General features: G+C 48.5%; 37 protein-coding genes and 2 pseudogenes. 30 read left to right on the top strand and 9 right to left on the bottom strand.

The annotated features are described in order from the left end of the window. Positions 1 to 561: 561 nt before the first annotated feature. On the top strand, positions 562 to 921 hold the full coding sequence (locus FHW71_RS18280) for a hypothetical protein (RefSeq protein WP_008102179.1): 360 nt from the start codon (positions 562 to 564) through the stop codon (positions 919 to 921). A gap of 129 nt (positions 922 to 1,050) precedes the next feature. Here FHW71_RS18280 and FHW71_RS18275 read toward each other — a convergent pair whose 3' ends face one another. From FHW71_RS18275 to FHW71_RS18265, 3 genes are all read right to left on the bottom strand, one after another. Further along, on the bottom strand, positions 1,051 to 2,796 hold the full coding sequence (locus FHW71_RS18275) for a DnaT-like ssDNA-binding domain-containing protein (protein ID WP_179452296.1): 1,746 nt from the start codon (positions 2,794 to 2,796) through the stop codon (positions 1,051 to 1,053). 88 nt (positions 2,797 to 2,884) lie between these two features. Then, the gene (locus FHW71_RS18270) at positions 2,885 to 3,223 is read right to left on the bottom strand and encodes a hypothetical protein (protein ID WP_179452297.1); all 339 of its coding nucleotides are present in this window, start codon (positions 3,221 to 3,223) and stop codon (positions 2,885 to 2,887) included. A gap of 61 nt (positions 3,224 to 3,284) precedes the next feature. Beyond that, positions 3,285 to 3,512, bottom strand: a complete 228-nt coding sequence (locus FHW71_RS18265; RefSeq protein ID WP_179452298.1) for a helix-turn-helix domain-containing protein — start codon at positions 3,510 to 3,512, stop codon at positions 3,285 to 3,287. A gap of 165 nt (positions 3,513 to 3,677) precedes the next feature. Here FHW71_RS18265 and FHW71_RS18260 point away from each other — a divergent pair, with 165 nt between their 5' ends. From FHW71_RS18260 to FHW71_RS18250, 3 genes are all read left to right on the top strand, one after another. Next, positions 3,678 to 4,295, top strand: coding sequence for an XRE family transcriptional regulator (locus FHW71_RS18260; RefSeq protein WP_179452299.1), 618 nt, complete (start codon positions 3,678 to 3,680; stop codon positions 4,293 to 4,295). A gap of 174 nt (positions 4,296 to 4,469) precedes the next feature. After that, complete coding sequence (locus FHW71_RS18255; protein ID WP_179452300.1) at positions 4,470 to 4,772, top strand: hypothetical protein; 303 nt, start codon at positions 4,470 to 4,472, stop codon at positions 4,770 to 4,772. Between the two features lie 349 nt (positions 4,773 to 5,121). Beyond that, complete coding sequence (locus FHW71_RS18250) at positions 5,122 to 5,379, top strand: hypothetical protein (RefSeq protein ID WP_008109341.1); 258 nt, start codon at positions 5,122 to 5,124, stop codon at positions 5,377 to 5,379. Between the two features lie 202 nt (positions 5,380 to 5,581). On the opposite strand, the gene FHW71_RS18245 is transcribed toward FHW71_RS18250, so the two are convergent. Next, a complete protein-coding gene (locus tag FHW71_RS18245) occupies positions 5,582 to 5,983 on the bottom strand; it encodes a hypothetical protein (RefSeq protein WP_179452301.1) in 402 nt (133 codons plus the stop codon). Between the two features lie 102 nt (positions 5,984 to 6,085). On the opposite strand from FHW71_RS18245, the gene FHW71_RS18240 reads away from it, so the two are divergent. Further along, positions 6,086 to 6,310 carry a hypothetical protein gene (locus tag FHW71_RS18240; protein WP_008109339.1) on the top strand — a complete coding sequence of 75 codons (225 nt, stop codon included), beginning with the start codon at positions 6,086 to 6,088 and terminating at the stop codon, positions 6,308 to 6,310. Here the strand turns inward: FHW71_RS18240 and FHW71_RS18235 are convergent. After that, the gene (locus tag FHW71_RS18235; RefSeq protein WP_036649777.1) at positions 6,303 to 6,581 is read right to left on the bottom strand and encodes a hypothetical protein; all 279 of its coding nucleotides are present in this window, start codon (positions 6,579 to 6,581) and stop codon (positions 6,303 to 6,305) included. The genes FHW71_RS18240 and FHW71_RS18235 overlap by 8 nt on opposite strands. A 508-nt stretch (positions 6,582 to 7,089) precedes the next feature. On the opposite strand from FHW71_RS18235, the gene FHW71_RS18230 reads away from it, so the two are divergent. The 11 genes from FHW71_RS18230 (at position 7,090) to FHW71_RS18180 (ending at position 13,819) form a co-directional block, all read left to right on the top strand. Then, positions 7,090 to 7,737: a pentapeptide repeat-containing protein gene (locus FHW71_RS18230; RefSeq protein WP_179452302.1), complete on the top strand. Its 648-nt coding sequence runs from the start codon at positions 7,090 to 7,092 to the stop codon at positions 7,735 to 7,737. A gap of 43 nt (positions 7,738 to 7,780) precedes the next feature. Then, on the top strand, positions 7,781 to 8,005 hold the full coding sequence (locus tag FHW71_RS18225) for a hypothetical protein (RefSeq protein WP_146001287.1): 225 nt from the start codon (positions 7,781 to 7,783) through the stop codon (positions 8,003 to 8,005). A gap of 173 nt (positions 8,006 to 8,178) precedes the next feature. Next, entirely contained in the window at positions 8,179 to 8,646 is a 468-nt protein-coding gene (locus FHW71_RS18220) for a pentapeptide repeat-containing protein (protein ID WP_081530094.1), read from the top strand. Positions 8,647 to 8,732: 86 nt separating this feature from the next. Further along, positions 8,733 to 8,918, top strand: coding sequence for a hypothetical protein (locus FHW71_RS18215; RefSeq protein ID WP_008109331.1), 186 nt, complete (start codon positions 8,733 to 8,735; stop codon positions 8,916 to 8,918). Beyond that, complete coding sequence (gene gamL / locus FHW71_RS18210) at positions 8,915 to 9,208, top strand: host nuclease inhibitor GamL (protein WP_091003946.1); 294 nt, start codon at positions 8,915 to 8,917, stop codon at positions 9,206 to 9,208. Before FHW71_RS18215 ends, gamL begins: the two co-directional genes overlap by 4 nt. Continuing rightward, on the top strand, positions 9,199 to 10,023 hold the full coding sequence (locus FHW71_RS18205) for a PD-(D/E)XK nuclease-like domain-containing protein (RefSeq protein ID WP_091003949.1): 825 nt from the start codon (positions 9,199 to 9,201) through the stop codon (positions 10,021 to 10,023). The genes gamL and FHW71_RS18205 overlap by 10 nt, the downstream gene beginning before the upstream one ends. After that, positions 10,023 to 11,120 carry a RecT family recombinase gene (locus FHW71_RS18200; protein WP_179452303.1) on the top strand — a complete coding sequence of 366 codons (1,098 nt, stop codon included), beginning with the start codon at positions 10,023 to 10,025 and terminating at the stop codon, positions 11,118 to 11,120. The genes FHW71_RS18205 and FHW71_RS18200 overlap by 1 nt, the downstream gene beginning before the upstream one ends. A 22-nt stretch (positions 11,121 to 11,142) precedes the next feature. Next, positions 11,143 to 11,358 (top strand): ANR family transcriptional regulator, encoded by a 216-nt coding sequence (locus FHW71_RS18195; RefSeq protein WP_085982364.1) that lies wholly within the window; start codon positions 11,143 to 11,145, stop codon positions 11,356 to 11,358. A gap of 90 nt (positions 11,359 to 11,448) precedes the next feature. Then, complete coding sequence (locus FHW71_RS18190) at positions 11,449 to 11,874, top strand: hypothetical protein (protein WP_179452304.1); 426 nt, start codon at positions 11,449 to 11,451, stop codon at positions 11,872 to 11,874. 115 nt (positions 11,875 to 11,989) lie between these two features. Then, positions 11,990 to 12,700, top strand: coding sequence for a YadA-like family protein (locus tag FHW71_RS18185; RefSeq protein ID WP_179452305.1), 711 nt, complete (start codon positions 11,990 to 11,992; stop codon positions 12,698 to 12,700). Positions 12,701 to 13,039: 339 nt separating this feature from the next. Further along, complete coding sequence (locus tag FHW71_RS18180) at positions 13,040 to 13,819, top strand: YadA-like family protein (protein WP_179452306.1); 780 nt, start codon at positions 13,040 to 13,042, stop codon at positions 13,817 to 13,819. Between the two features lie 90 nt (positions 13,820 to 13,909). Here FHW71_RS18180 and FHW71_RS18175 read toward each other — a convergent pair whose 3' ends face one another. Then, entirely contained in the window at positions 13,910 to 14,590 is a 681-nt protein-coding gene (locus FHW71_RS18175) for an SOS response-associated peptidase family protein (protein WP_179452307.1), read from the bottom strand. A gap of 54 nt (positions 14,591 to 14,644) precedes the next feature. Here FHW71_RS18175 and FHW71_RS18170 point away from each other — a divergent pair, with 54 nt between their 5' ends. The 13 genes and pseudogenes from FHW71_RS18170 (at position 14,645) to arsH (ending at position 19,911) form a co-directional block, all read left to right on the top strand. Next, positions 14,645 to 14,890 carry a DNA polymerase III subunit theta gene (locus FHW71_RS18170; protein ID WP_008109314.1) on the top strand — a complete coding sequence of 82 codons (246 nt, stop codon included), beginning with the start codon at positions 14,645 to 14,647 and terminating at the stop codon, positions 14,888 to 14,890. Beyond that, entirely contained in the window at positions 14,887 to 15,153 is a 267-nt protein-coding gene (locus FHW71_RS18165) for a hypothetical protein (protein ID WP_008109312.1), read from the top strand. Before FHW71_RS18170 ends, FHW71_RS18165 begins: the two co-directional genes overlap by 4 nt. A gap of 65 nt (positions 15,154 to 15,218) precedes the next feature. Continuing rightward, entirely contained in the window at positions 15,219 to 15,488 is a 270-nt protein-coding gene (locus tag FHW71_RS18160; protein ID WP_179452308.1) for a DUF5405 family protein, read from the top strand. 48 nt (positions 15,489 to 15,536) lie between these two features. Then, the gene (locus FHW71_RS18155) at positions 15,537 to 15,761 is read left to right on the top strand and encodes a hypothetical protein (protein ID WP_008109308.1); all 225 of its coding nucleotides are present in this window, start codon (positions 15,537 to 15,539) and stop codon (positions 15,759 to 15,761) included. A gap of 62 nt (positions 15,762 to 15,823) precedes the next feature. Next, positions 15,824 to 16,066: pseudogene (locus tag FHW71_RS24070) on the top strand (DNA polymerase III subunit theta). Further along, positions 16,063 to 16,287 (top strand): annotated as a pseudogene (locus FHW71_RS18145) (hypothetical protein). The pseudogenes FHW71_RS24070 and FHW71_RS18145 overlap by 4 nt, the downstream one beginning before the upstream one ends. Before the next feature lie 74 nt (positions 16,288 to 16,361). Then, positions 16,362 to 16,679, top strand: a complete 318-nt coding sequence (locus FHW71_RS18140; RefSeq protein WP_238541752.1) for a hypothetical protein — start codon at positions 16,362 to 16,364, stop codon at positions 16,677 to 16,679. Continuing rightward, the gene (locus tag FHW71_RS18135; RefSeq protein WP_157179251.1) at positions 16,645 to 16,929 is read left to right on the top strand and encodes a hypothetical protein; all 285 of its coding nucleotides are present in this window, start codon (positions 16,645 to 16,647) and stop codon (positions 16,927 to 16,929) included. The genes FHW71_RS18140 and FHW71_RS18135 overlap by 35 nt, the downstream gene beginning before the upstream one ends. Next, on the top strand, positions 16,919 to 17,197 hold the full coding sequence (locus tag FHW71_RS18130) for a hypothetical protein (RefSeq protein ID WP_008109303.1): 279 nt from the start codon (positions 16,919 to 16,921) through the stop codon (positions 17,195 to 17,197). Before FHW71_RS18135 ends, FHW71_RS18130 begins: the two co-directional genes overlap by 11 nt. Before the next feature lie 163 nt (positions 17,198 to 17,360). Further along, complete coding sequence (locus FHW71_RS18125) at positions 17,361 to 17,603, top strand: excisionase (RefSeq protein ID WP_008109302.1); 243 nt, start codon at positions 17,361 to 17,363, stop codon at positions 17,601 to 17,603. Then, complete coding sequence (locus FHW71_RS18120; RefSeq protein WP_008109301.1) at positions 17,587 to 18,708, top strand: phage integrase Arm DNA-binding domain-containing protein; 1,122 nt, start codon at positions 17,587 to 17,589, stop codon at positions 18,706 to 18,708. The genes FHW71_RS18125 and FHW71_RS18120 overlap by 17 nt, the downstream gene beginning before the upstream one ends. Before the next feature lie 148 nt (positions 18,709 to 18,856). Further along, the gene (locus FHW71_RS18115) at positions 18,857 to 19,192 is read left to right on the top strand and encodes a metalloregulator ArsR/SmtB family transcription factor (RefSeq protein ID WP_008109300.1); all 336 of its coding nucleotides are present in this window, start codon (positions 18,857 to 18,859) and stop codon (positions 19,190 to 19,192) included. Continuing rightward, on the top strand, positions 19,189 to 19,911 hold the full coding sequence (gene arsH / locus FHW71_RS18110) for an arsenical resistance protein ArsH (protein ID WP_008109299.1): 723 nt from the start codon (positions 19,189 to 19,191) through the stop codon (positions 19,909 to 19,911). Before FHW71_RS18115 ends, arsH begins: the two co-directional genes overlap by 4 nt. A gap of 42 nt (positions 19,912 to 19,953) precedes the next feature. Here the strand turns inward: arsH and arsC are convergent, their stop codons facing one another. The 3 genes from arsC to FHW71_RS18095 all read right to left on the bottom strand — a co-directional run bounded on the left by arsC (position 19,954) and on the right by FHW71_RS18095 (position 22,137). Further along, positions 19,954 to 20,382 (bottom strand): arsenate reductase (glutaredoxin), encoded by a 429-nt coding sequence (gene arsC, locus FHW71_RS18105; protein WP_008109297.1) that lies wholly within the window; start codon positions 20,380 to 20,382, stop codon positions 19,954 to 19,956. A 47-nt stretch (positions 20,383 to 20,429) separates the two neighbouring features. Beyond that, positions 20,430 to 21,713 (bottom strand): arsenic transporter, encoded by a 1,284-nt coding sequence (locus FHW71_RS18100; protein ID WP_008109295.1) that lies wholly within the window; start codon positions 21,711 to 21,713, stop codon positions 20,430 to 20,432. Between the two features lie 70 nt (positions 21,714 to 21,783). Next, on the bottom strand, positions 21,784 to 22,137 hold the full coding sequence (locus tag FHW71_RS18095; RefSeq protein WP_008109293.1) for a metalloregulator ArsR/SmtB family transcription factor: 354 nt from the start codon (positions 22,135 to 22,137) through the stop codon (positions 21,784 to 21,786). Between the two features lie 653 nt (positions 22,138 to 22,790). Between FHW71_RS18095 and FHW71_RS18090 the strand changes: the two genes are divergently transcribed. Further along, on the top strand, positions 22,791 to 24,491 hold the full coding sequence (locus tag FHW71_RS18090; RefSeq protein WP_179452309.1) for an ATP-binding cassette domain-containing protein: 1,701 nt from the start codon (positions 22,791 to 22,793) through the stop codon (positions 24,489 to 24,491). Positions 24,492 to 24,497 lie beyond the last annotated feature (6 nt).

Raw genomic sequence — 24,497 nt, 5'->3', positions numbered from 1 at the left:
AATGCTGTTAGTCATGTCCGCTTTTCGCTCTTAGCAGCTCTCCTGGCTCCCATGTTCACTAAAGGATCTGTTTTAATCATGGCTGTCTGATCATCCCCCATGAAACCCATCTGAAATTGCATAATCCATGCTGGTGGGGATTGTGAAATCCTGACGCCCTGAAGCGCGCTTAGCCTCTCTCTTCCGACCTTTCCCGATAAACCTGCCAGCTTCGTCCTCCACTAATTCTGGGTGTGAAGTGCGCAAATGCAAACATCGCATCAAGTGGTTAATGTTAGAACTTCCGATTAGTGCCAGGAGCGGACGTTTCCAGCACCTGCGAGCACTAATCGGTGGAGAGTAAATCTCACCACATAATAATTCAGATGCGCCGTTATCTTCATGGCCGTTTTTCAGGATTCTGGCCGGTAAAAAGGTGCCGGAAACGACCCGATCGCGTCAGGATCGCGCTGAGGGCGCGGCGGTGCAGGAAAGAAGTGTTATGGTATATGCTTGCTGGACACCTGAGCGCTACAGCTGACAGTCTGTAGTCTGGTAAACTGACAAACTACAGGGAGTGTTATGACAAGCAAAGCTATCTACGTTGTTCACAGTCCAAGCCCCATGCTGGGACGATCTCCGCTGCAAAGAGGTTATTTCCCGTTCACGCTTACCGAAAAGTTTATTAAATCCCTTCAACGGGAGCTGGATAAGTTCGGCGCGGATTACCGGGTTATTGCTGACGATACCGAGTCAGATATTGAGGTTCTGATAACGCGCGATCCTGTACTTCTCGTCTGCGCTCCGGGACTTCGTTATCAGTTTTACCATCAGGGCTTCGACAAACGAAAAATCGTCTGGTTAGGCGTCATGGAATATTGCTCGGCAGACCCCCGCTCTGTGCTCAGGGTGCTTGCGGAGCTGGCTTCTGCCGATTCATAACAGAGGTGTTATGTCTAATGTGGCAGAACTTCCCGGTCGCCATAATTTTAACGTCCGTTCTTCGCTCATAGCTGCCGTACGAGTTCCCATTTTTCATCAAGTAAAACCGGTTTACTCGCGGTTGTCTGATCATCCCCCATGAAACCCATGCGGGATGGCGTAATCCATGCTGGTTGGAATTGTAAAGTCCTGACGGCGTTTAGCATGCTTAGCCTCCCTCTTCCGCCCCTTTCCAATAAACCGTGCCAGCTTCGTCTCCCACTGCTTCTGAGTGTGCAGTGCGCCCTCTTCCATCCAGTAATTTACAAACTCGCTCAGCTCATAGATCGATGCGTCAGAATCAAGCTCGATGCCGATATGCCGGGCATGTTTGAGAAACTGGCTTGAGGTTGTCCAGTGTGGGTCAAGCCTGAATTTAGCCTGCTCAGTTGATTGTGCATTGCCTGCTGCCGTTGAGCCATGTGCGGCACGTTTGCGAGTTACACAAGTGGCGGAGTTTCCTGTTCTCAGGATCGTCACGCTCTGGGTCACGTTGTGCATGGCGTCGAAGGCACAACCGCTGGGCCGGGTTGTAAGTGGGGAGGACTTGCTCACCCAGGGGGCTGGGAAGTTAGTCAGCCAATCAGGGGTCAACGTGATTTTGCTGTTGGGGTCGAAGTTATCCACAGGCCATAAAATTTTCTCGCGCGCGATGTGTGTTGTTTTAGGTTTTGATTTTAAGGTTTTAGATCTTAAAAAACTAAAACGGGTGCGCGCGCGCGAAGGTTTAACACGCGTGAGCCCGCAAGGAACGTTTCGCGTTACGCCAGAATTACCAGGCGTTACGCTACTGGTGACGCTCTGAGTGACGCCAGAATCACCGGGCGTTACGCTACTGGTGACGCTCTGAGTGATGCCAGAATTACCGGGCGTTACGCTGCCGGTGACGCTCTGAGTGATGCCAGAATTACCGGGCGTTACGCTACTGGTGACGCTCTGAGTGATGCCAGAATTACCGGGCGTTACGCTGCCGGTGACGCTCTGCGTTACGCCAGAATCACCGGGCGTTACGCTACTGGTGATGCTTTGCGTTACGCCGGAATCACCGGGCGTTACGCTGCCGGTGACGCTCTGCGTTACGCCAGAATCAGCTGGCGTTACGCTACTGGTGACGCTCTGCGTTACGCCAGAATCACCGGGCGTTACGCTGTTGGTGACGCCCGGCTTATCACATGAATCACTGATCGATATGTCTGATGCCCAGGATGGCCGGCCATGCTTATCAGTTGTTTTATGTTGGGGATAGCAGTAACCAACGTGCGTCGTTTTGCCATCGACAGTAATTGAACCTAATTTCAGCAGCCTTCCCTCCTCGTCATAAACCTCATCATGCTTTATGACGACAGTCTGATTTTTAAAACGTGAGCTATTAGCAAGTTCAGCAGCAGCCCGCCTTCCCTCAACTATCCAGTTCCTGACCTTAAGCCTCATACGGTAGCGCTGCTGCCTCAATGCAGCCTGAGATTTTTTGCCTTCAATCTTTTGTTGCTCCCCTTTCATTTCCGGAAGCGCCAGGCAGTTTCTCCGCTTGTCATACTTAACCAAATTTACTTTCTGCATTGCCTGACCGAAACCGGGATGGTTCACGACAGCATCGATGTATGAGAGATCAGCATCAGGTATCACACCGTTTCGGGCATGATGTTTCGCAACAGACCAGAACTTAAGCAGACCAGCCACAGTGATATCGCGTTTATCACGAATACTGCCCTCCGGCTTTAAACGGTGAATGCCCTCACTTACTGAGCGAGGGGGAATCAGGAGATGCTGTGCCATCAAATGCACTTTGGGATGGGATGAGATAACTTCTGGCGACTTCATTTTTTTGGCGAACATTTCCTGACCCTTAACTCAAATCGCAGCCGTTTACTTGCACGGTTGCTGCTGACATAATTGGGATGGTTTCTGACGAAACTGTTCTGCATTAAACCCCGGTACTGTTAGCGCAGTCCGGGGTTTTCTCTTTTGTGCGCTCCAGTTCGCACTCGGCAAACTGTATGGCCACGGTGAGAAGCCATCGATACTGTTCCAGTGGCACTTTCATCTCTCCCCTCAACACGAAATCCTCCACCCCACTTGCTGCCAGCGTTTCCATGATTTCAGGGTATTTCTCTGTTCGTCTCAGCACTGTTGAATCGGCTACGTTAAGTCGTTTAGCAACCTCTGTTTGACGGGTTCGTAGCAAGGCTTTGTGAGCCTGGGCAAGAAGATGACGACCATGCACACTCAATCCATTTGATTTGCGTGTTTTTGTTAGTTCCATTGAATAATTTCCTTAGATATTGAGAATTTGGAGTTGGGCGCCCGATTGGTGCCCGGAAAATTTACTCAGCTAACAATTGAGCCTGACTTTCTGCCAATAATCGTTTGGCAGCAAATCGCCCTAAGGTAAGTTGCTCAATTTTTTCTGCATAGCTGGTCTTACCGTAAAATTCAGTTTTTGGAAGCGATCCTTTTTTCAGCCATTTGTAAACAGCCCTCGGACTAATACCGCAGGCGGCTGCAACTTCCGCTACTCCAGCTGACTTTATTGCATGATTAAGTTCAGACATAAAACCTCCATTTAGTACTTTAGGTTCACTTTAAGTTGAACTGTAAGTTTTATCAAGTCGGTTATTATCGTACTCATGGTACAAAGTGATAAAATTAGACAAGAGTTCTCTAAGAGACTCGTGCAAGCACTGAATGAAGCAAACTATCCGCCGCATGGACGGGGGATGAAGCTTGCCCGAGAGCTGGGCGTTTCTTCGAAAGCGGTAAGTAAATGGATGTCAGGCGAATCATTGCCACGACCAGCCATGATGCTTTCATTGGCTAAGGTTTTACGCGTTGACCCTTTATACCTACAGCACGGTGAAATGGCTCAGGCCGGTGAGTTAAGACTATATAAAGCCCTGACAAGAGGGAGTTTCCCTCTTATTGATTGGTCAGACATTGAAAACTTCAGGAATATTGACCAAACCGACTTCGTCAGATTTAGACGTTATGCAAGCGGTTCAATCTTGGATACTGATGAGGGGTATTGGCTAATAGTCGAGGATGATTCAATGACTTCGCCTGTAGGGCTTTGTGTACCTCAAGCTAGTATGATTCTGGTTGAAACTAAGAGAGAGCCAACTAATGGCGACCTCGTAATTGCTCAAATACCCGCTGCTAAGAAAGCAACATTCAAAAAACTTGTAATAGACGAAGGCACCAATCATAGATACCTCAAATCTCTGAATAGTAGCTATGGGGTCGTAGAAATAGATGATAGCTGCAAATTTTTAGGGGTGGTCGTTGAGAGCAGATTGAGCTTTGTCACTCCAGATCCTGCCGATGTCACTTACATTTGATTTCAACAAGTAGTAAAGCAAAAAAATAACCTTCGAATTATCATAATGTTGAACCGAAAATAGCTTAAATTTAAATACAAAGCCCACCTTTTGGTTGATTAATCTCGTACTTTTAGTTCATTATAATCTTATTCACTGAACGGCACAGTAAAGTCGGGCGGGAGGAGCACAGGAGTGCGATATCCCGAAGTGGCAAAACCCAACCTACTCGCAACAAACGAGATGGCGCTAGCCAGTGCCATGTCCTTTGTTGGAGAAGGAAGCATGAAACGCACTACCGTTGTATGCCCGCTTTGCAACAGACGCTTCGACCCTCGAACTCCATTAACCCACATCAAGACTTATCACCGGCATGCCAGTGATTTTGATCTGGCCAGGATTCGTGATGTTCGACGCAGCTGTTTCGGGCAAAGCAAACCTCTCAAGCAAAAATCATCCTGCCTTTCGATTTACGTGATGAAAACCGGCAAGCCTTGATTATTGCTAATCAAAAAAATCATTACAGAGGTGAGATGAAATAAACGAATGGATGAATTTTTTCAGTAAAACGAACAACGATTAGATTATAAATTCTACGTCAGGAAGTAATTCTGACTCCTCGTCTAGTCACTTCGCGGTTGCGATTTAGCCCAGTTTGCCGGGCGTGAGTTATCAGACCGCATACCTGCATTCCTTTGAACCTTTCCCGCCTTGTGCGGGAATTTTTTTATCCGGGTTAAACGAACTACCAGATTTGAAAACCACCCGCTGTTTCTGACAAGCGATATTTGTTAGTTATCCCCCCCGTTATCTGAGCCTGAACAGGCTTATCATCTAAGGAGCACCTATGAAACATCGTGAAGCAGCAGTCAGCATTAAACAAACCGTTTTAATGGTCGTACGTGAGATGAGTAGCTCAGCGGGTTATATTTATAAGTATGAAGCAGAAGGTAAAGTGACCAGGGAAGATTCGGAGGAGTACATGGAAAAAGTGCAGGCCGCGCTTGACTATATCATCAGTGAATTTCTTGAACCTGTTTATGCATTACACCCGGACTTACGTCCCAAATGCTGTGGGTGTGAAAAGTCGCCTGAGCCTGAATAAGAGCATTGCGTTTATTCAGGTTAATGAGCTCTGCTACTCGTTATAAATAACGTGCGATGTATTTCGCCTGGCATCTCACGATCTGAAAGTATCACAAACACCATTCAGTCCCATCGTATGGTAATAATAATCCTGAACACGTTTATCCCGCCATCGGCGGGATTTTTTTTGGGAAGAGTATCCGAACATGTTTCATTCGTACTTAATGGGGAAGCGGTCTTACATTCTGGTACAACTTGTGAAAGGGCACTTTCTGCATTTTGTATTCATTTTTACATTGAGGGCAGTAATGAATAAAAAAGCCGGCATGCTGGCTGCGCTCTGGCTTCGGCTGAAGTATCGATACCTTGCTGCTGCTGTAGCAGTGAGCACAAAGATAGTGATGCTGAACATCCTGGTCGGCAGGTTTCTTAGATCGATATACCGTCGTTCCTCCGTCCGTGGTGTGAAGTTCATAGCTGGCAGCCTGCAAAGCAAACATCTCGATTTTTTTATTTTCTTCGCGAAGTTCCATTGTGATTTGTCTCTTTGCCTGGTAAAGACCCGACAACTCTGCATTGAGCATCTGTAATTCAGTGATCTTATCAGATAGCTGGCCCAGCAACTCTCCCTGATCAGGTACGCGAGAATCACCTCGCCTGAAGTAGTGAAAAGCAGGCTCTTAAAAGCATCACCTCATCAATAACAACTGGAAAAGGTAAAGAGTATGGAAAGCATTATCATGAAAATAAAAGATAAGCATGTGCTGGCCAAGGACGCTCTTGGTTCCGGACAGATGCCGCTAAATAAACGAATGCAAATTGTGCAAATCTGGTGCGAGGTTGCCAGTCCGGAGAACGTGATGCGACTGATAAGCCATATTGAGAGTGGCGGCTATGTATCACCGCCAAATAATGATAATTGCCGTGAAGGTGGCAACTTACCTACTTAGTGGACAGATACCAGGATCGCTCCTTTGATTCAGTTACCAATACCCAGTTGCTCTGACTGATTGCACTCGCCACAACCCTTACTTCATCTCTTATCTGTGTGGCTGTATATGATTTTGACGCAACGTATTCTGCTGTGGGCAGGTTAAACCATTGTCCATCATCTGAGATAACCTCTCTGGAATAACCCCGAGCGCCCATTGATTCATGTAGCTTTTCATAATCATCAGATGTTGCGCCATGCAACTCCACGCGAACTGTAAATTCAGCCATATGCTCTTCCTTATTAACTGTGCAGGATGAATTTATCAATTTCCTTTGACTGTGCAAAGCAGGGAACCACCTCGCCTGATGTGGTTAAAAGCAGGCATTTATCCCCTTCCAGTACTTATCTCGCCCATCCGGAGTAAACAATGATTTATCAATACCGATATGGCTGGCACATTTTCACCGCCAGTTCTCTCAGGCGTACACTAGTCTTCGTCAGGTTCAGAGAAGGCATTCGCTGGGTGTTCATTCAGAAACTTGCGGCGTCATGCGCTGATGAATGGGTGGCCAACCATGAATAAACACAAGGTACCAGAACGCGTCAACATCCGGGCACGCTGTCTCCTCAGGCAATGGCGTCTGGGACAAATCAAACCAAGACGCACTATCCGGCATGGCTATCTTTCCATCTGCGTGACTCCTTCCTGGCGTCTTCTCTCCAAAAACGGAGGGAGAAAATGGTTATTACTGAGCCACGCCGATTATGACAAAGAAATCTGAGAAGGAATCAAACATGCATGACCTGTCAATTGTAACTCGTCCAGTAAAAACGCCTAAGAACTCAATGACAGAAGAGGAATTATTGGCGCTACTTCAGGAACATAACGTCTGGCTTCAGTCCGCAGGCGAAGAAGGAAAAAGGTTAGTACTTAGCCACAGTGACTTATCTGATCACAACTTTTATAACACCAACCTTGAGAAGAGTATCTTTAATAAATGCAATCTCAGCGACTGTAATTTCCGCCGGGCAAAACTACGTCATGCTGCAATGAATGGATGCAATCTGGAGAGATCTGATTTTACTCACGTAAAGTTTGATTACGCGTCATTGAGCCATTCCAGTTTATTTTGCACCGACTTTCATGATGCTAATTTACGCCTTGCTGATGTAACGGGAACAAAGCTGAAAGGCGCCCATTTATTCGGGACCCGCTTACCTGCAAATACATGGCTTATTATGGGTGAGGAATACAGTATTCAAATTACGCATGGCGTCACATTAAGTGCTGGCTGTCAGACGCACTCAATCGAAGACTGGCGACGATTCAGACAAAAAGAAATTGAATCGATGGACGGCGAACGTGCAATTAAATTCTATCCGAGACTCCTGGATATTCTGGACTTTTATACGGGAACAGGTGAAAGACCAGACTGGCTTTGATCCCCACCATCTATTCGCCCTGTTATTACACGGAGTTGACCCTGTGAAAATCACGTACATCACAAATGGCGAACAATCCATGCTCGTCATTAAATCCTGCATATTTTCTTTGCTTAAGCATGCGCGTGTAGCTAATGCAGCCCTCAACGCGGCATCCGAAGCAAACGTATCGACAACGGGTGTGTTTTGTCTGAAAACAATTATTTCTGGCAAAACATCATCCATCTATGAAGCCCGCGCGGCAGCAAGGCGGGAAGAGTTTAAATGAATGTTTTGCATCTATGTCTTACTTACCCTGAACAACCCGATGAACCTGCTGAGTCTTCATTACGTGGACACACTCCGCTCAGGCGCGCTGGTCAGTTCCGCTACACACACACCAGAACGCAGCCCCGTTAGCAAAGTTCTCATTCGCCCGTTCTCCTTTTACTCAGGAAGAACATGTCAGCCCATCACCTTTTACCCGTTAATCAATGGAGTAACACCATGAACCTTTCACAACTTGAAATCATACTGCGTGCCCACAAAATCTGGGTCCGCTCAGAGGGTCAGAAAGGAAAGCGTGCCGATCTGAGTTTTATGGACCTGAGAGGCGCGCCTCTCGATAACGCTGACCTGACCCGCGCCATTATGATTGGCGCAAATTTACAGGGAGCCAGTCTGAACAACACTCTGCTTTGCCGGGCTTTTATGCCGTTCGCTGACCTATCTGGCACTACTTTATTAAACACAGACTTCAGCCATGCAAAGTTAATGGCTGCCAATCTGCGTGATGCGGACATGCGTACAGCCAGGCTGGAAGGTGCTGATTTGCAGGGTGCTATGACCGGAGGAACCCGGTTACCGGACAGCAGTACGAAAGCCAGTCTGAAAATGGTCGTGATTGAAATCCTTGTTATCAGGCGCTAAGTGAAATCCAGAACTGACCTCTTTTAGCCTCGCTTAGCCTTTTCTCAGCAATACCTCTCTCCAGTCCCACTTACAGGAACCTCACCATGATGAACAAAAACATCAGGGGCGATGCCGCCTGCGCACGTCCTTTTCACCCCATCCATTCTGTCGAGTTCAGCCGAAAGAACATTCTGAGCAGTGCCAGCTTTAGCCGTCGTCCTCCCAAACCGCTACTGCAGGTTCTGACTGACAGACTGACCGAAATCATTCTTCAGGAGGGCAAGCCATGATGCCATTCATTGAGCTCGAGCGCAGAAAAGAACAGCTCGATGCGGAAGAACAGGATGCCATTCGAAAAGAGCAGTGGATAGACGACGAAGCCGCACGCCTTCTGACCTTCTTTCCTGACACGCTTGATGAATTCAGGGCTTCCCTGCTTCATCCACTCGCCAGCAAATGCTGTTTCGGCGGTAAAGCGAATGAAGAGTATCGGGACTTCATTCTTAACCTTGCTTACCACCAGGCAAATGAAAACTATGACCTGCAGGTATTACTGAAATGGGAGGAGCCATGCCAGTAAAACCCGGCGTGTATCACAACATCAGTAATGAAGACTACCACGCAGGCCCGGGGGTCAGTAAGTCGCAGCTTGATGATGTGGCGCTGAACCCTGCCATCTACAAATGGCGTAAGGATGCGCCTGTCGATCCTGAAAAAACAGCCGCACTGGATATGGGTAGCGCCCTGCATTGCATGCTGCTGGAACCCGGTGAATTTGATAAGCGCTATATCGTGGCCCCCGCTTTCAACCGCCGCACAAATCAGGGCAAGGCTGAAGAGCAGACATTCCTGGACGATGCCAGCAGGATGAATATGACCGTTCTGGATGCTGAACAGGGACGAAAGCTCCTGCTGATGCGAGACAGTGCAATGGCTCACCCCGCAGCCAGTTACTTTTTGAAAGACGAGGGGTATTGCGAATCTTCAATCTACTGGCGAGACAGTGAAACCGATGAGCTATGTCGAATCCGTCCCGACAAATATCTGGCCAACCGCGCTGTCATCCTTGATGTAAAGAAGGTCGCCGACATGTCTCGTTTTTCCCGTCACATCGAAGAATTCCGGTATCACGTGCAGGCCGCAATGTACTGCGAGGGTTTCTACCGTTGCTTCCAGGAATACCCTCAGTTCGTCTTTATTGCGGTGAGCGAAACCATCGATTGCGGGCGTTACCCCGTTCGGACGTTCGAACTGCATGACGATGATATGCATTCAGGCATGAAACTCTTTCGCCAGAATCTCGACACCTTCCACCACTGCCGCCTCAATGATTACTGGGGCGGCATTGAGACAATCCAGCGCCCGGTATGGGCACGCAGACAGGAGAATCAGTGATGCAGAATAAACCAGTGGACCCCACGTCAGAAAACACCAGCACGGCAGCCACAATTTTCAGCCCGGATGCACTGGATAAGCTTGTGCGTTTCGCCGAGATTATGGCCGGCAGCCGGGTGACTGTACCTGCGCACCTCGCCGGAAAAGCCTCAGACTGCCTCGCCGTCACAATGCAGGCGGTGCAGTGGCGCATGAACCCGTTTGCTGTGGCCCAGAAAACCTTCATGGTTAACGGCGTGCTGGGTTATGAAGCTCAGCTGGTTAACGCCGTCATCTCGACAATGGCCCCTACACGCGATCGGATTCAGTATGCCTGGTTTGGTCCGTGGGAAAAGGTCATCGGCAAATTCACTGAAAAAACGTCATCAAAGGGAAATAAGTACACGGCTCCCGGATGGACACTGGACGATGAATCCGGTTGTGGCGTTCGTGTCTGGGCAACGATGAAGAATGAGGAACAGCCACGCGAGCTGGAAATCCTTTTAACGCAGGCGCAGGTGCGCAACTCCACACTGTGGGCAAGTGACCCCAAACAACAACTGGCTTATCTCGCCGTCAAACGGTGGGCGCGACTGCATTGCCCCGATGTCATCCTGGGCGTTTATACAACCGATGAAATTGACACTGCTCCCACAGTTGAGCGAGATATTACTCCCGCTAAATCCACATTGACCGACTTGAACGCACTGATCAATCAGTCCAGGCAGCAAGCCGAGGCGTTAACTGAACACAGTGATGTTGAAGATAAAGCATCAGATGTTGACCAAAGCGCATCCGATACGCCAGCAACAGCGCCACCGCCCACCCCAGCTACACAGCATTCCGTAGTTACAGCTTCTGAGCAAAAATCAGCACAGTGTTCTGCCGGGAAAGCGAAAGTTTTCGACAACGATCAGGATGATCATCAACGGACTCCCGGTAAGCTGCTGACCGATTTCTGTGAGGCTGCGATGAACGCCAAGACCGTCAGTGCGCTGGCCCGGTGTTATGCCTATGCATCAAAGGTATTGGCTGCAACGCCCGAATTGCTGGAGAAAGCGACCGATGTCTTTCTGGTAAGGAAAGCAGAAATTGAAGAAGCAGCCAGTCTGAAATAACGTTGTGAACACAGGTGTAAAAATGAGCCAGGGAATGAGTGTAAAAAGAAATGTTCGTAACATCCGGTATTATTATGTCGCTGAAGCAGCAGCCATTGCGGAAAGTTTTGGTGAATATGAAAGAGCCGGGAAACTCTGGCTGAAAGCATCCCGGCTTTCCAGAAGGCAAATCAATGCTGAATGGTCAGAACATCGCAGCCAGTTTTGCCATAGCGTTTTACGTAATGGCTGGTCTTAAAAATGGTCTTATATTTCATTTTGCCAACACCAGGGAAAAATACAGTTTCAGAATTTATTCACTTTTCTGACTTCATCCATTATGAAATCAATGTTAAGTTCATCGCACCCAACATTAAGTACAAGATTAATAATATATGGAATATTTAAATCCCTGACTGGAAATAAAATCATTGGAGCTAAAATATTTTTGAGGCAAAAAGAAAACATGAATAAAAAAATCCTGCGTTATATTGATGACCATCTCAGTCATGCGTCATCCCCACCTGGAGAACAAATTGTATATGTTCTTGCAAAGCTCTCTTTAACATCATCTCCCGTTGCCTGGATGGTCAGGCACGTAAGGAATGAAAAGGATTTTCTTTTTACAACTCATCAGGCTGCGATGGAACATCTCGACATGCACGGTGATGGAAACGACTATATCAGTCCTTTATTTGCAACTGCCAGAGTAGATATGTGTAAAGGGGTGTTCCAGCACCTTCTGCTCACACCGCTATCGGAAAAAGAGGATTAATTAACCAGGGCAGCACTTTTTACCTGTTTTTTAACATTCACTTTTAGCACCCCTCTATTCATGACATCCATATAAGCACCATGGATTAACATATTAACTAGCTAAAGAGATAAAAATGAAAAACCGAATATTCATCACCTCGCTTCTTGCCTTTATAAATTTACCTGCACCTTCTTACGCAAGCTTTTGCATTGCTGACACTTGCTTTGAAGATCTCGCTGACCTCAAAAAGCAGTTTATAGCCCTACAGAAAACCATCATTAAGACCCATTCAGATGTACTTAATCACAATGAACAACTCCCTGTTATAAAGAAAGATATCAAGGGAAACAAGGAAGACATTAATAAAAACAGCTCAGATATAAAATCGATCAAAGATGACACATTCAAAAACAAGGCCACTAACGAACAAAACAAAAAAGAAATCCTGAACAACAAGAAAGGGGTATTGAACAACAAAGTTAAAATTGAAGAAGTTCATAGAGAAACTCAGAACAATTCGAATTCATTTAATCAGTTGACTGGCGAGATTGATGAGTTCAGGCAACTGACAAACAACAGATTTCAGAAGATTGATAAAACTGTCGCAAAAAATCATAAAAAGGCTATGGCTGGCATCAGTGCTGCAATGGCAATGAATGCCATACCTTTCGTTAATGGCAAGGATGTCAGCGTTGGAGTGGGATCTGGCTCTTATGGTGGCCAGGGCTCACTGGCTATAGGTTCTCAATTCCAAATGACCGAGATTATGAGAAGTAGCACCTATCTGAGTTATGACAGTAACAGGAATCTGGGCATTGCCGCCGGGATATCGATTGGCTGGTAAACGGAGACATAAATCAGCAGTCCTTCAGGAACACATTTCCCGGAGACATTTTCAAGCCAAAGGCCTCATCCTGAAATGAGGCCTTTGGCTTGAAAAATATAAAGGGGAGTGAAAATAAAAACCCCAAAATTGACAGCCATGTTTTGAACCCTACTAAAAAACGTCGACGCTGTAATCGAGCGCCTTATTACTTCTCAAAAAAATAACGACAATAAAACAATTCACCACCACACAATGTATTTTTTTAGCCGATCAGCCAGAAATCTGATAGCGAAAAACATCGCATTTTTTACCCCCCCCCCCTCTTCTCCTCGATCCTAAATAACAGAAGAAATCATTATGAAACCAAATCAATTACTAATGGTTTTAACAACAACCATGTTCATTTTTCCACCAGCACACGCCGATGTGAGAATTTTCCATCCCGGTAAACACAAGACAGATGTCAGTAGTATGAAAGAGGATATCGAACACAACCGTGACCAAATTTTCACTGATGGCATTAAGCTTAACTCTCTGGAATTGAAAGTTAATGATCAGGAGTTGAAAATAAATTATAACAAACAACAAATAGATGAACACAAACAGGGTATTGATAAAAACAAAAGTGACATTAATACCAACAAAGAAAAAATCGAAGAACAGCAAAAGATAATTAACAACAACGAATTGCACACCATCATTAATGACATAAAAATAAAATATGACGAGAAAAAAATACTCCTAAACACTGAAAAGATCACCAATAACAACAAAAGAATATCTGACGCATATGGCCTGATATCAGAAAATACAACGAAAATTAATCAACTCGACTTAAATCAACAACGGTTTGAAACGAAGACCGAACATAGATTTGCTGCCATGGATAAACGCATCGGTAACTACCATCACAAAGCAATGGCTGGTGTAAGTTCCGCTATGTCAATGTCGGCCATACCTTTCGTTGAGGGCAAACGTTTTAGTTTTGGTTTCGGGGCGGGTTCTTATGGTGGCCAGGGGGCAGTATCATTCGGATCACAATTCAGACTGAGTGAACAAATCAGGAGCAGCGCATATATGAGTTATGACAGCAATAAAAGCATTGGCGTCGCGGCAGGCATATCTTTTGGTTGGTAGTATCAGGCTCAAGTCAGAGAGATGCTCGACAAAATTCGTCAGAGCTCGATTCTAAATACAGGCTGTATGCTGCTTTAATAATTCGCACAATCACGCCACGGGATCATCTATCTCTTCCAATAGCTCATCTCCCTGATTATGGATATTCCCAACTTTCTTGCTAACCGGATGCCAGGAGAAATCCTTCTCCGGCACTGCAGCATCGGCAGCAATCTCCAGCGCGCGCTCGGGTGTAGTTTCTTGACTGAGCCATTCACGAACAGCATCAGTAGTAAGCACTAGCGGGCGCCGATCGTGAATGTCGACCATGCCCCTGTTGCTGGGTGACGTGACGATGACGAAGCCCTCTTTATCGTGACCTTTGCTATATGGCGCTTTACCAATGGCAGCGAAGAACAGCGGCGTTTTCTTCTTGTGGTAGATGAAATATGGCTGCTTATTGCTGCCGTCCTTTTTCCATTCATACCAGCCGTCAGCCGGCACAATGGCCCGGCCGTTATTCCAGAGTGGTTTAAACATACGGCCGGTAGCTGCGGTTTCGCCGCGTGCATTGATGAGCGGTTGTTTATCCCACCACTCTGGCCCGTAGCCCCAGTAGATCGGATCGAGATGCAGCTCTTCGTCACGTTCATTAAGCAACAGCACCTTCGTGCCAGGAGCGACGTTAAACCGCCCGATCGGTTCCGGGTCATACTGGATTTCGTCAGCCTTCAGGCCGAGCGATTCAAAGTATTCATCTCTGCTGCTGTACTGCGCAAATCGACCACACATAGGCACCTCCTTTTTAAGGATAGCGCGGTATAATCAAGTGAGGAGGACAACTGCATGTCTCAAAACCTGGCAACACGCAGCAGAGAAGAACGCGATCGTATCAACGTTGATTTAGCCGCGTCTGGCGTTGCATATAAAGAGCGCATGAACATGCCCGTAGTTCCACATGAAGCAGAAATGCAGCAACCTGCAGATTTGCGTGAGTACTTCAAAGAGCGCCTGCAGCATTACAGGAATGTCGCGCTACAGTTTCCGCGTGGCAGTGACCCGGTTTATCAGAAGGAGGACGGGCAAAAGTGAATGATATTATGTTATTCGGTGCCGGGCATCATGGAAAGAAAGAACAAGTCGCGCCCGGAGTGGAAAAGGTAACTTTTGGATCCAGTATAGAACCTCACCAATCCCAAGCTCGTTTATCTTTCAGTAGCTATAACGCTACATTTATTGTTAAAACTGTCTATCAAGAAAGGGGCGGTTATTTGATTGGTGTCTGTGGGGATGAGCCATCTGATGAAGATATAGTGAAAGCTATTTTTAAATACCACCCCAAGCCTATTGGTTAATAAATATTGATTCAAGTCGACCTGCTCCAGCAGGTTTTTTTACGCCCAAAATTTGGAGAAATACCATGCAAATCGACATTAGCGAAAAATACGTCCTAACCGCTGACCAGTATCAGAACATCATCCGCGAGAAGAAAATCACCAAGGAAGGCGATAACGCTGGTAAGGAATGGCAGCAACTGGTCGGCTACTACACAAAGTTAAGTCAGGCCATTCACGCGCTGATTCACCTCGACGTGAGGCTTGAAGATGTGCAGTCGCTGCAGGCGATGGAGCAGCACATTAACCGTGTAGCGCTACAGTGTGAAAAAGCGTTTATGCAAACCGCCGAGTAATGTAACCTTCCGCCGATTTTGCATGATTGGTTACAGGAAGATTAAGTAGTGTCAGAAAAAGAAATAACATACCCGGACATTGCAAATGCAATGGTCGATGCGGCTGATAAAAACTCAGATACACCCCTCACATTCAAAGCTCGCCAGACTGATGAAAATCGTCATGCGCTGGATGTGATGGAAGAGATTTTAGCCAGCAGGTTGCCGCAAAGAGGCATGACATATACCCGGCAGTTATCGCCAGAAGGCGAAGTGATATTCCAGATTAAATGATGGACAAATGAACCTGCTGCGGCAGGTTTTATCCTCACGCAGACAATTGGGCGATATAACCCATAAATCACAACTTAACAGCCCCTGGCAGAGAAGAGCGTGACAAGACAACGTCGATTTTTTCCGCGTCTCGAGTTGCGTTCAAAGAGCGCATGAATATGCCCGTCGTTCCACATGAAGCAGAAATGCAGCAACCTGTAAATTTGTGAGAGTACTTCAAAGAGCGCCTGCAGCCTTACAGGAATGTCGCGCTACAGTTTCCGCGTGGCAGTGACCCGTTTTATCAGAAGGATGCGGATAAATGACGATCGTCTTTGTGCCTTCGCTTATTGCCTTGCTGCTATCTAAAGCGGATGAGAAAGGCTCGCCTCTAACTGAGTTGGAGGTATTAGGTATCAGGGATAACGCCACCGCCATTTCCGTGGACGCTTAAGCGGCTTTGAGTATGTCAGAGAGTCGTGGCTACAGGGATATCGACCCAGAAAACTGCTGGGCAGAATGGTTAGCTTTCATGAGTGAAGGCTAAAGTTTTACCGACAGGAGTCGATGAAATTTCCACGGGGATCGGACCCGGTAAATATGAAGGATGAAAAATAAGCTGTGAAATGGATTTTATTTACGGGAGCATTTCTCTCGATGTCTGCGGCAGCAGACGACAAAGCATTCGGAACGCCAGAAACTCGTTGTTTGAATGACCATACAATTCCCTTCATTAATTCAACCATACCCGCTAAAGAAGTTGTGGATGATGCCTACGTACAGTGCAAACCTGAACTTGATGAATGGATGAAATTGCAAGAGCCGCTACCTGATGACATGAAAAACAGCATGCGCAAAGAGTTGTATGACTTTTACATCAGGATGATTGAAATACGAAGAAAGTATGAAGCCAGTAAAACCGCAAAAACCGCCCAATGAGGCGGTTTTTTATTGCCTACAGGAAATCGAAATGACACATCCAGATCCGATAGATGCAGCATCAGAACTTGAGCTTCAGATGATTGAATTAGCGCTGGCTTACCGGCCGCGTGTGACGGCAATGTTCACCGGTAAATGCCTCTGGTGTGATGAGCCAGTCGACAAGGGCCATTATTGTGACACCGAATGCCGCAGCGATCATGAGAAGGAACTTCGCGCAATTAAGCACAGGAGAGCAAATGAAAATTAGTTCCCTGAAACCTGGTGATACGGCCTGGCAGCTGTATCGGCATAAGATGGGTAATACAACCATTAGCACACTCTCTGTTTGGCGGGTCAGCGTGAAAGAGGTACATGAGGAACACGTTATCGCCTCGGTTAATGGGAATGCACCCCGAAAATATCGGGAGCGTGATGTAGCAAAATGGAAGAAAAAGGAGCCGGTACTGATTCGCAGTCGTATGGGCTACTCCCGCCTCGCCACTAAAGCCGAGAAAGAAGCACTGAAATCCGGGTAGTCAATTAACATCGATAATTATTATCGCGCCTTGCGTGCGAATTTTCATTTATGAACGCTTAAAAACAGACATCATTTTTCAGAATATTTTTCCTGATAGATACTTTAAAGAAATGACTCTTCCACTTCGTGGTAACCGATTAAATTTTTAACCGGAGAATATAATGTCTCGCATGATTAAGTTATCTGCCTGGGCGGAAGAGGAATTCGGCAATCCGATTCCGGGCTCCGCTACACTCAGCAAATATGCCAGGAATGGAATGATATTTCCGCCTCCGGTAAAAGTTGGAAATATCTGGCGCGTTGAACGCTCTGCGCGATTCATCGGTGTACAGTCCAGTCCTGAAATCAGGCAAAGTGATAACGTGAGATTGAAAAGGATATTAGAGGATGGCCAGGCCACGTAAATATAATGTCATCATCCCTAATCTGTCCTGTTTTACTGATGCCAGAACAAAACGCGTTTACTGGCGATATAAGCATCCTGTCACAGGTAAATTTCATGGTTTAGGCACCGATGAAGCGGAAGCAAAAGCCGTCGCAATTGAAGCTAACTCCAGATTATCTGAGAATCAGATGCGTCATCTCATCAAAGCGAGGAATAAACTGGCGGAAAGCCTGAACACGTCAATAACGACTTCAGGCTGGTCAGAAAAATATCTTCAGTTGCAAACACGACGCGTTAAGTCAGGCGAGTTAAAAACGAAGACGATTCAGCAGAAGAAACTGGTGCTCGACGTTCTGGTGCCAGAAATCGGTATGAAGCCTCTTGATCAAGTCACAGTGAAAGACATCAACGCCTTGATGGAGCCTTACCTCGAACGAAATAAAAACAGTATGGCGCTTCTTGTAAGAACGATTTGTATTGATTTCTTTAAGGAGGCGCAACGCGCAGGTGAAGTCAGCCCGGGCTTTAACCCAGCGTTATCGACCCGTACACCCAGGGCAAAAGTTATGAGAGCCAGACTTGATTTACCTACGTGGAAAAAGATTTATGCCCATGCAGAAAAACCCCGGTATATGCAACGCGCCATGTTGCTTGCTGTAGTTTCAGGGCAGCGCATCAGTGATATTTCGAAAATGCGGTTTTCCGATGTGTGGGATGATCATCTGCACATCGTTCAGCAGAAAACAGGCGCACGCATAGCACTGCCACTTTCATTACACTGTAATGCGCTGGGTATCAGCTTGCGCGAAATCATCGGACAATGTCGTGACAGAATTCTGAGCCCCTACCTGCTTCATCATCGCGACGACAAAGGCCCCTCTAAAAGAGGCGAACAGGTTAAACCGCACTCTTTGCGAGATAATTTTCGGCTGGCAAGAGAAGCATCAGGATTAATGTGGGAGGAAGGCCAGGCCCCCTCTTTCCATGAGCAGCGCTCTCTGTCTGAGCGGCTTTACAGAGCTCAGGGCATCGATACGCAAACACTTCTGGGGCACTCAAATCAGGCAATGACAGACAAATATAACGATGAGCGAAGCAGTGAATGGAAGAAGCTGATCTTTTGACTCAAATTAGTTGCGCACATATTTAAACGGATGTCCGCCATGAGCGAACAGCGGACATTTTCCTTATTGAGGACATGACAACACAATCACACTCGTTGACTTGAATTATATTTCCATTATTCTGGAAATATAGATTTAAGGAGGCATCATGGACATGAATACCGCAGCCAGCGCATTAAAAGAACTCGGCCATCCCACGCGATTGGCCGTCTATAAAGCGCTGGTTAAAGCCGGACACGGCGGGCTGCCGGTCGGCGATTTACAGAAGCTGCTGGATATTCCTGCATCCACGCTGAGCCATCATCTTTCCGCGCTGATGTCTGTCGGGCTTATCCGGCAAGATCGACAGGGGCGAACACTTTTTTGTCTCCCACAGTATGAGCGGCTTGAGCAACTGCTGGCCTTTCTCGTCGAAGAGTGCTGTAGCGGAGAAGGTGGATGTGGCTTCAACCTGCCAACACAGTTAACTGAGAAAACAGAATGAACCTGACGGATATGACGCTACCCAATATCGATGCTGACCTGTTTGATGCACCGGTGACGACCGAAAAGCTGCTGGCAACAGAGCCCACTCATGCGCCGCGTATACTGATGCTGTACGGTTCTGTACGTGAACGCTCGTTTAGTCGGTTCGCCACTGAAGAAGCGGCTCGACTGCTGACGGCGATGGGCGCTGAAGTCAGGATTTTTAATCCATCCGGCTTACCACTTCCCGATGATGCCCCCGAAACGCATCCTAAGGTTGCCGAGCTACGCGAGCTGGTGCTGTGGTCAGAAGGCATGGTGTGGTGTTCACCAGAGCGTCACGGCGCGATGACCGGCGTGATGAAAGCGCAGATTGACTGGATACCGCTGTCAACAGGCGCGGTGCGCCCGTCGCAGGGGAAAACGCTGGCGGTGATGCAGGTCAGCGGCGGCTCTCAGTCTTTTAACGCGGTCAACCAGATGCGCATTCTGGGACGCTGGATGCGCATGATTACCATCCCTAATCAGTCTTCCGTGGCAAAAGCCTGGACAGAATTCGATGAAGCGGGCCGGATGAAGCCGTCGGCCTATTACGAGCGTATCGTGGACGTGATGGAAGAACTGATGAAGTTCACCGTGTTGACGCGTGGGCGCAGCGACTATCTTACCGATCGCTACAGCGAGAGAAAGGAGAGCGCGGAGCAGCTCTCAGCCAGGGTTAACCAGCGCAGCATCTGATAAAACCGGCGTTTCGCCGGTTTTTCTTTTCATCCTTTCTAATTACTGGCTGACGCGTTTACCGTCCGCACCAATCACCACTTCGCCATCTTCTTTAGTAAACGGACCTTTCTGCGGATCAGGCAGAATGTACAGCACGACTTCTGAAGGGCGGCAAAGCTTTGTTCCAAGCGGCGTTACCACTATCGGGCGATTAATCAGGATCGGGTGAGCCAGCATGGCGTCCAGCAGCTCTTCATCTGAGAAGCTGTCGCTGGCGAGGCCCAGTTGTTCATACGGGTCACTATTTTTACGCAGCAGCGCCCGTACGCCGGTACCCATCGCTTCAATCAGCGCTTCAAGCGTTTCACGCGTCGGCGGGGTTTCAAGGTAATGGATTACGTTGGGTTCTGCGCCGCTGTTGCGGATCAGCGCCAGCGTATTACGCGAAGTGCCGCAGGCGGGATTGTGATAAATGGTGATGTCAGACATGGTAAAACCTCGTGTAAGGGGGCCGCATGCGCCGCCCCGGATTATCGTCAGATCGACAGACGCAGCGCGAGCGCGGCAAGCGTAACGGTCAGCACCGGCAGCGTCATAACGATGCCGACCCGGAAGTAGTAACCCCAGCTGATGCGGATGTTTTTCTGTGACAGCACGTGCAGCCACAGGAGTGTTGCCAGGCTGCCAATTGGCGTGATTTTGGGCCCAAGATCGCAGCCGATAATGTTGGCGTAAATCATGGCCTCACGCACGATACCCTGTGCCGAACTGGCATCAATGGAAAGCGCGCCTATCAGCACCGTGGGCATGTTGTTCATGACGGATGAGAAGAGGGCGGTGAGATACCCGGTTCCCATCGCCGCCCCCCAGACACCCGAATCGGAGAAATCGTTGAGCAGCGTGGTCAGATACTCCGTCAGACCTGCATTACGTAATCCATAGACCACCAGGTACATGCCCAGTGAAAACACCACTATCTGCCAGGGCGCATTGCGCAGCACCTTGCGGGTATCAATCACGTGGCCGCGCCGCGCGACCAGCCAGAGGATCAGTGCGCCGACAGCCGCAACCAGGCTGACTGGAACGCCGAGCGGTTCCAGCGCAAAGAAGCCAGCCAATAGCAAAAGGAGCACCACCCATCCGGTGCGAAACGTGCTGATATCACGAATGGCCTCACGTGGCGCTTTGAGCTTCGCCTCGTCATACTTTGCCGGGATTTCCTTTCGGAAAAACAGGTGCAGCATAACGAGTGTCGCCAGCACCGAAGCAATGTTGACCGGCACCATAACCGACGCGTAATCACTGAATCCCAGATGGAAAAAGTCCGCCGAAACGATATTGACCAGGTTGGACACGATAAGTGGCAGGCTCGACGTATCCGCGATAAAACCCGCAGCCATGACGAACGCCAGCGTCGCACTACGGCTGAACCCGAGCGCCAGCAGCATGGCAATCACGATCGGCGTCAGTATCAGCGCCGCACCATCATTTGCAAACAGCGCTGCTACTGCTGCGCCCAGCAGCACGATATACGTGAAAAGCAGCTTTCCGCTGCCGCCACCCCAGCGTGCTACGTGCAGCGCTGCCCACTCAAAAAATCCTGACTCATCCAGTAGCAGGCTGATGATGATCACCGCAATGAACGTGGCCGTGGCGTTCCAGACGATCTGCCAGACCACGGGAATATCACCGATATGTACCACGCCCGTAATCAGCGCCAGTGCGGCCCCGGCCACCGCACTCCATCCAATACTGAGCCCGCGGGGTTGCCAGATAACGAAGATCAGGGTGAGAACAAAGATTGCGCCTGCCAGCAGCATGCTGCCTCCGTGTTTAATGATTAAATGGGGATACACATATGAATAAACAGATATGTTAAAATAAATTTTTTTAAAGGCAGACAGCTCTGCCGTTAGTGGTCGCATGGTCAAGCAGCGCATTATCCGCCAAGTCACGAATTTCGTCACGCTGACTCAGCCAGGCTTGTTCAATGACAGAAGCCGCCCAAGCTGGCATGTGTGGCGACAGGCGATAGTGGATCCACTTACCGTCGCGACGATCGCTGAGTAATCCACTGGAACGCAACATTGCAAGGTGACGGGAAATTTTGGGTTGTGGAAGTTTTAATGCCACTGATAGTTCACACACGCAGAGCTCACCCTTTTCCTTCAGCAGTAGCACCACCGTCAGGCGCGTTTCATCTGAAAGGTTTTTGAACAGTTGTAGTGGTGTCAGAGATAACATGTTGATTGCAGATCCAGGATAGTGCAAAGGGTATAAGGATTAGGATAGAACAGGAACACATTCGATAAAAGAAATATGTTTAGACCCACGGATATTACATGACGAATGACGAATTTGGCCTACACCGAGATACTGAATGCACAGTAATGTTAACAACGTCCGCTCCTGGCACTAAGCGGCCTTCCCCACTTTATTTTGATCTGCCATCTAATAAGAACACCCAGGCTCAAAGCCAGCTCATTTTTTAACCAGTTTTGCAGAAGAGTTTTGCTGGAGTTTTGCAGAAGACCTCTGAAGGCGATTTTCACCGACCAGGCTCATTATCGATGCCAGCGCCCTGCCCGGCACGTCATAGCGAGTGCCGCCACACTTCTGGCATTTTTCACTGGAAAGTGCCGCTTTTCGCCACTATTATCAGCTTACTTATTCACCCACTGATAACTAAGGAGGATTACTATGCTGCTGTGTGAATTGTTTCTTTACTCACACTTTTATAGTAATTGGCCGCGTTCAGGCATTTCCGCACTTGTGCTGCGATAATCCGTCCTGAGCGAAGTTCACTGAAAATCTAATCCCTTCCTCCGGCTTACCGGGTTGTCGTCAGCGATTTCTGACGTCGGGCCTTTTTGCGCCTGCAACTTATGAGTAAGCACATGAGCACACTATTATCTGCCCACGCTGTTGGTTTTGATAACGCCTTCGGCACGCTGTTTCACGATATCCATTTCAGCCTGAAAAAAGGCGATCGCATCGGTTTGCTGGGTGATAACGGCACCGGTAAAAGTACCTTATTGAAAATCCTCAGTGGCGATCTGGAACCTAGCCACGGCAGCGTTACGCCGGCTAATCACTGTTTACTGGCGCGCATCGAGCAGCATCTGCCTGCAGAACTGCATAATGATTCGCTGCTGGATGGCGTAATGGCGCGACTGCCGGAACAAGCCGATCGCTGGCGCGCCGAAGCGCTGCTAGGCAGCCTGGGTTTCACGGCTGAGCAACAAGCGCAAACCGCCGCGACCTTAAGCGGTGGTCAGCATATGCGCCTGCTGCTGGCGCGCGCGCTGATCCTGCAACCGGATCTGCTGCTGCTCGATGAACCCAGCAACCACCTCGATCTGCCAACGCTGTTGTGGCTGGAGAATTTCCTTAACGGCTGGAGCGGCAGCTTCGTACTGGTTTCCCATGACAGCACCCTGCTCGATCGGGTGACCAACTGCAGCTGGATTCTGCGCGATCGCGGTCTGCAATTCTTCCGTCTGCCCTGCAGCGCGGCGCGTCAGGCGCTGGATGAGCAGGATGAAGCGGATGCGCAGCGTCATCAGGCTGAGCAAAGGGAGATTGAGCGCGTCGAGAAAAGCGCCAAACGTCTGGCGATTTGGGGCCGCACTTACGATAACGAAGGGTTGTCGCGCAAGGCGCAGCAGATGGAGAAGCGCGCCGGTTGGTTGAAAGAGGCACAAACCACGCTGAGCGAAGGATCGCTGTGGCGGCTGCAACTGCAAGGTGAAGCGCTGGATGCCGATCGCGTTTTAGCGTTGCCGGAGATGTCGATTCATCCAGCCGAAGATGCACCTGCGCTGTTTTCACTGCCGATGCTGCAGGTGAAAAGTGGCGATCGCGTAGCGATTGTTGGCCGCAACGGTTGTGGTAAATCGTCGCTGCTACGGCATTTGTGGGGTGAATATCAACACACAGATAGCCCGCTGTTTCATCCTCGCGCGCGCCTCGGCTATTACGATCAAAGTCTGCATCAGCTGCATGATGAGGAAACGCTGAGTGACGCGCTGGCGCATTTTGCTCCGCTCAGCGATGAGCAGCGCAAGATGGCGCTAATCGGCGCAGGTTTTACGTATCTGCGTCATCATCAGTTGATTGGCTCACTCAGCGGCGGCGAGCGTTCGCGCTTGCTGTTTGTTGGGCTGACGCTGGCGCGTTATTCGCTGCTGCTGCTCGATGAGCCCACCAACCATCTGGATATGGTGGGCAAAGAGGAGCTGGCAGAAGCGCTCAACCAGTTCGACGGCGCGGTGTTGCTGGTGTCGCACGATCGTCAATTAATCGCCAACAGCTGCAACCGTTTCTGGCTGATTGAAGATCAAAAACTCAGCGAATGGCACGATTTTGACGCGGTGACCGAGCGCATGCGTGCTGAGCAGGCAATAGCAACGTCTGATTCTGTCGCACCTGCTGCAACGGCAACAGCGTGGGATGAAGATGCGTTGCTGCTGGCGCTGCTGGAGGTAGAAAGCAAGTTGGATGAGGATCTGGCGCGCAAGCCGAAGCATCAGAAACCCGCGTTGCAGGCGCAGTGGCGTGAGGAGATTGCGTTGCTGAAAGCCAAGCTGGAGCTGTAATGAAAG

Origin of the sequence: Enterobacter sp. Sphag1F (assembly GCF_014193275.1) — a bacterium.
GTDB classification, from domain to species: Bacteria; Pseudomonadota; Gammaproteobacteria; order Enterobacterales; family Enterobacteriaceae; genus Pantoea; species Pantoea symbiotica.
The sequence above is the reverse complement of the archived record's forward strand: the minus strand, read 5'-3'. Positions and strand labels throughout refer to the sequence as shown.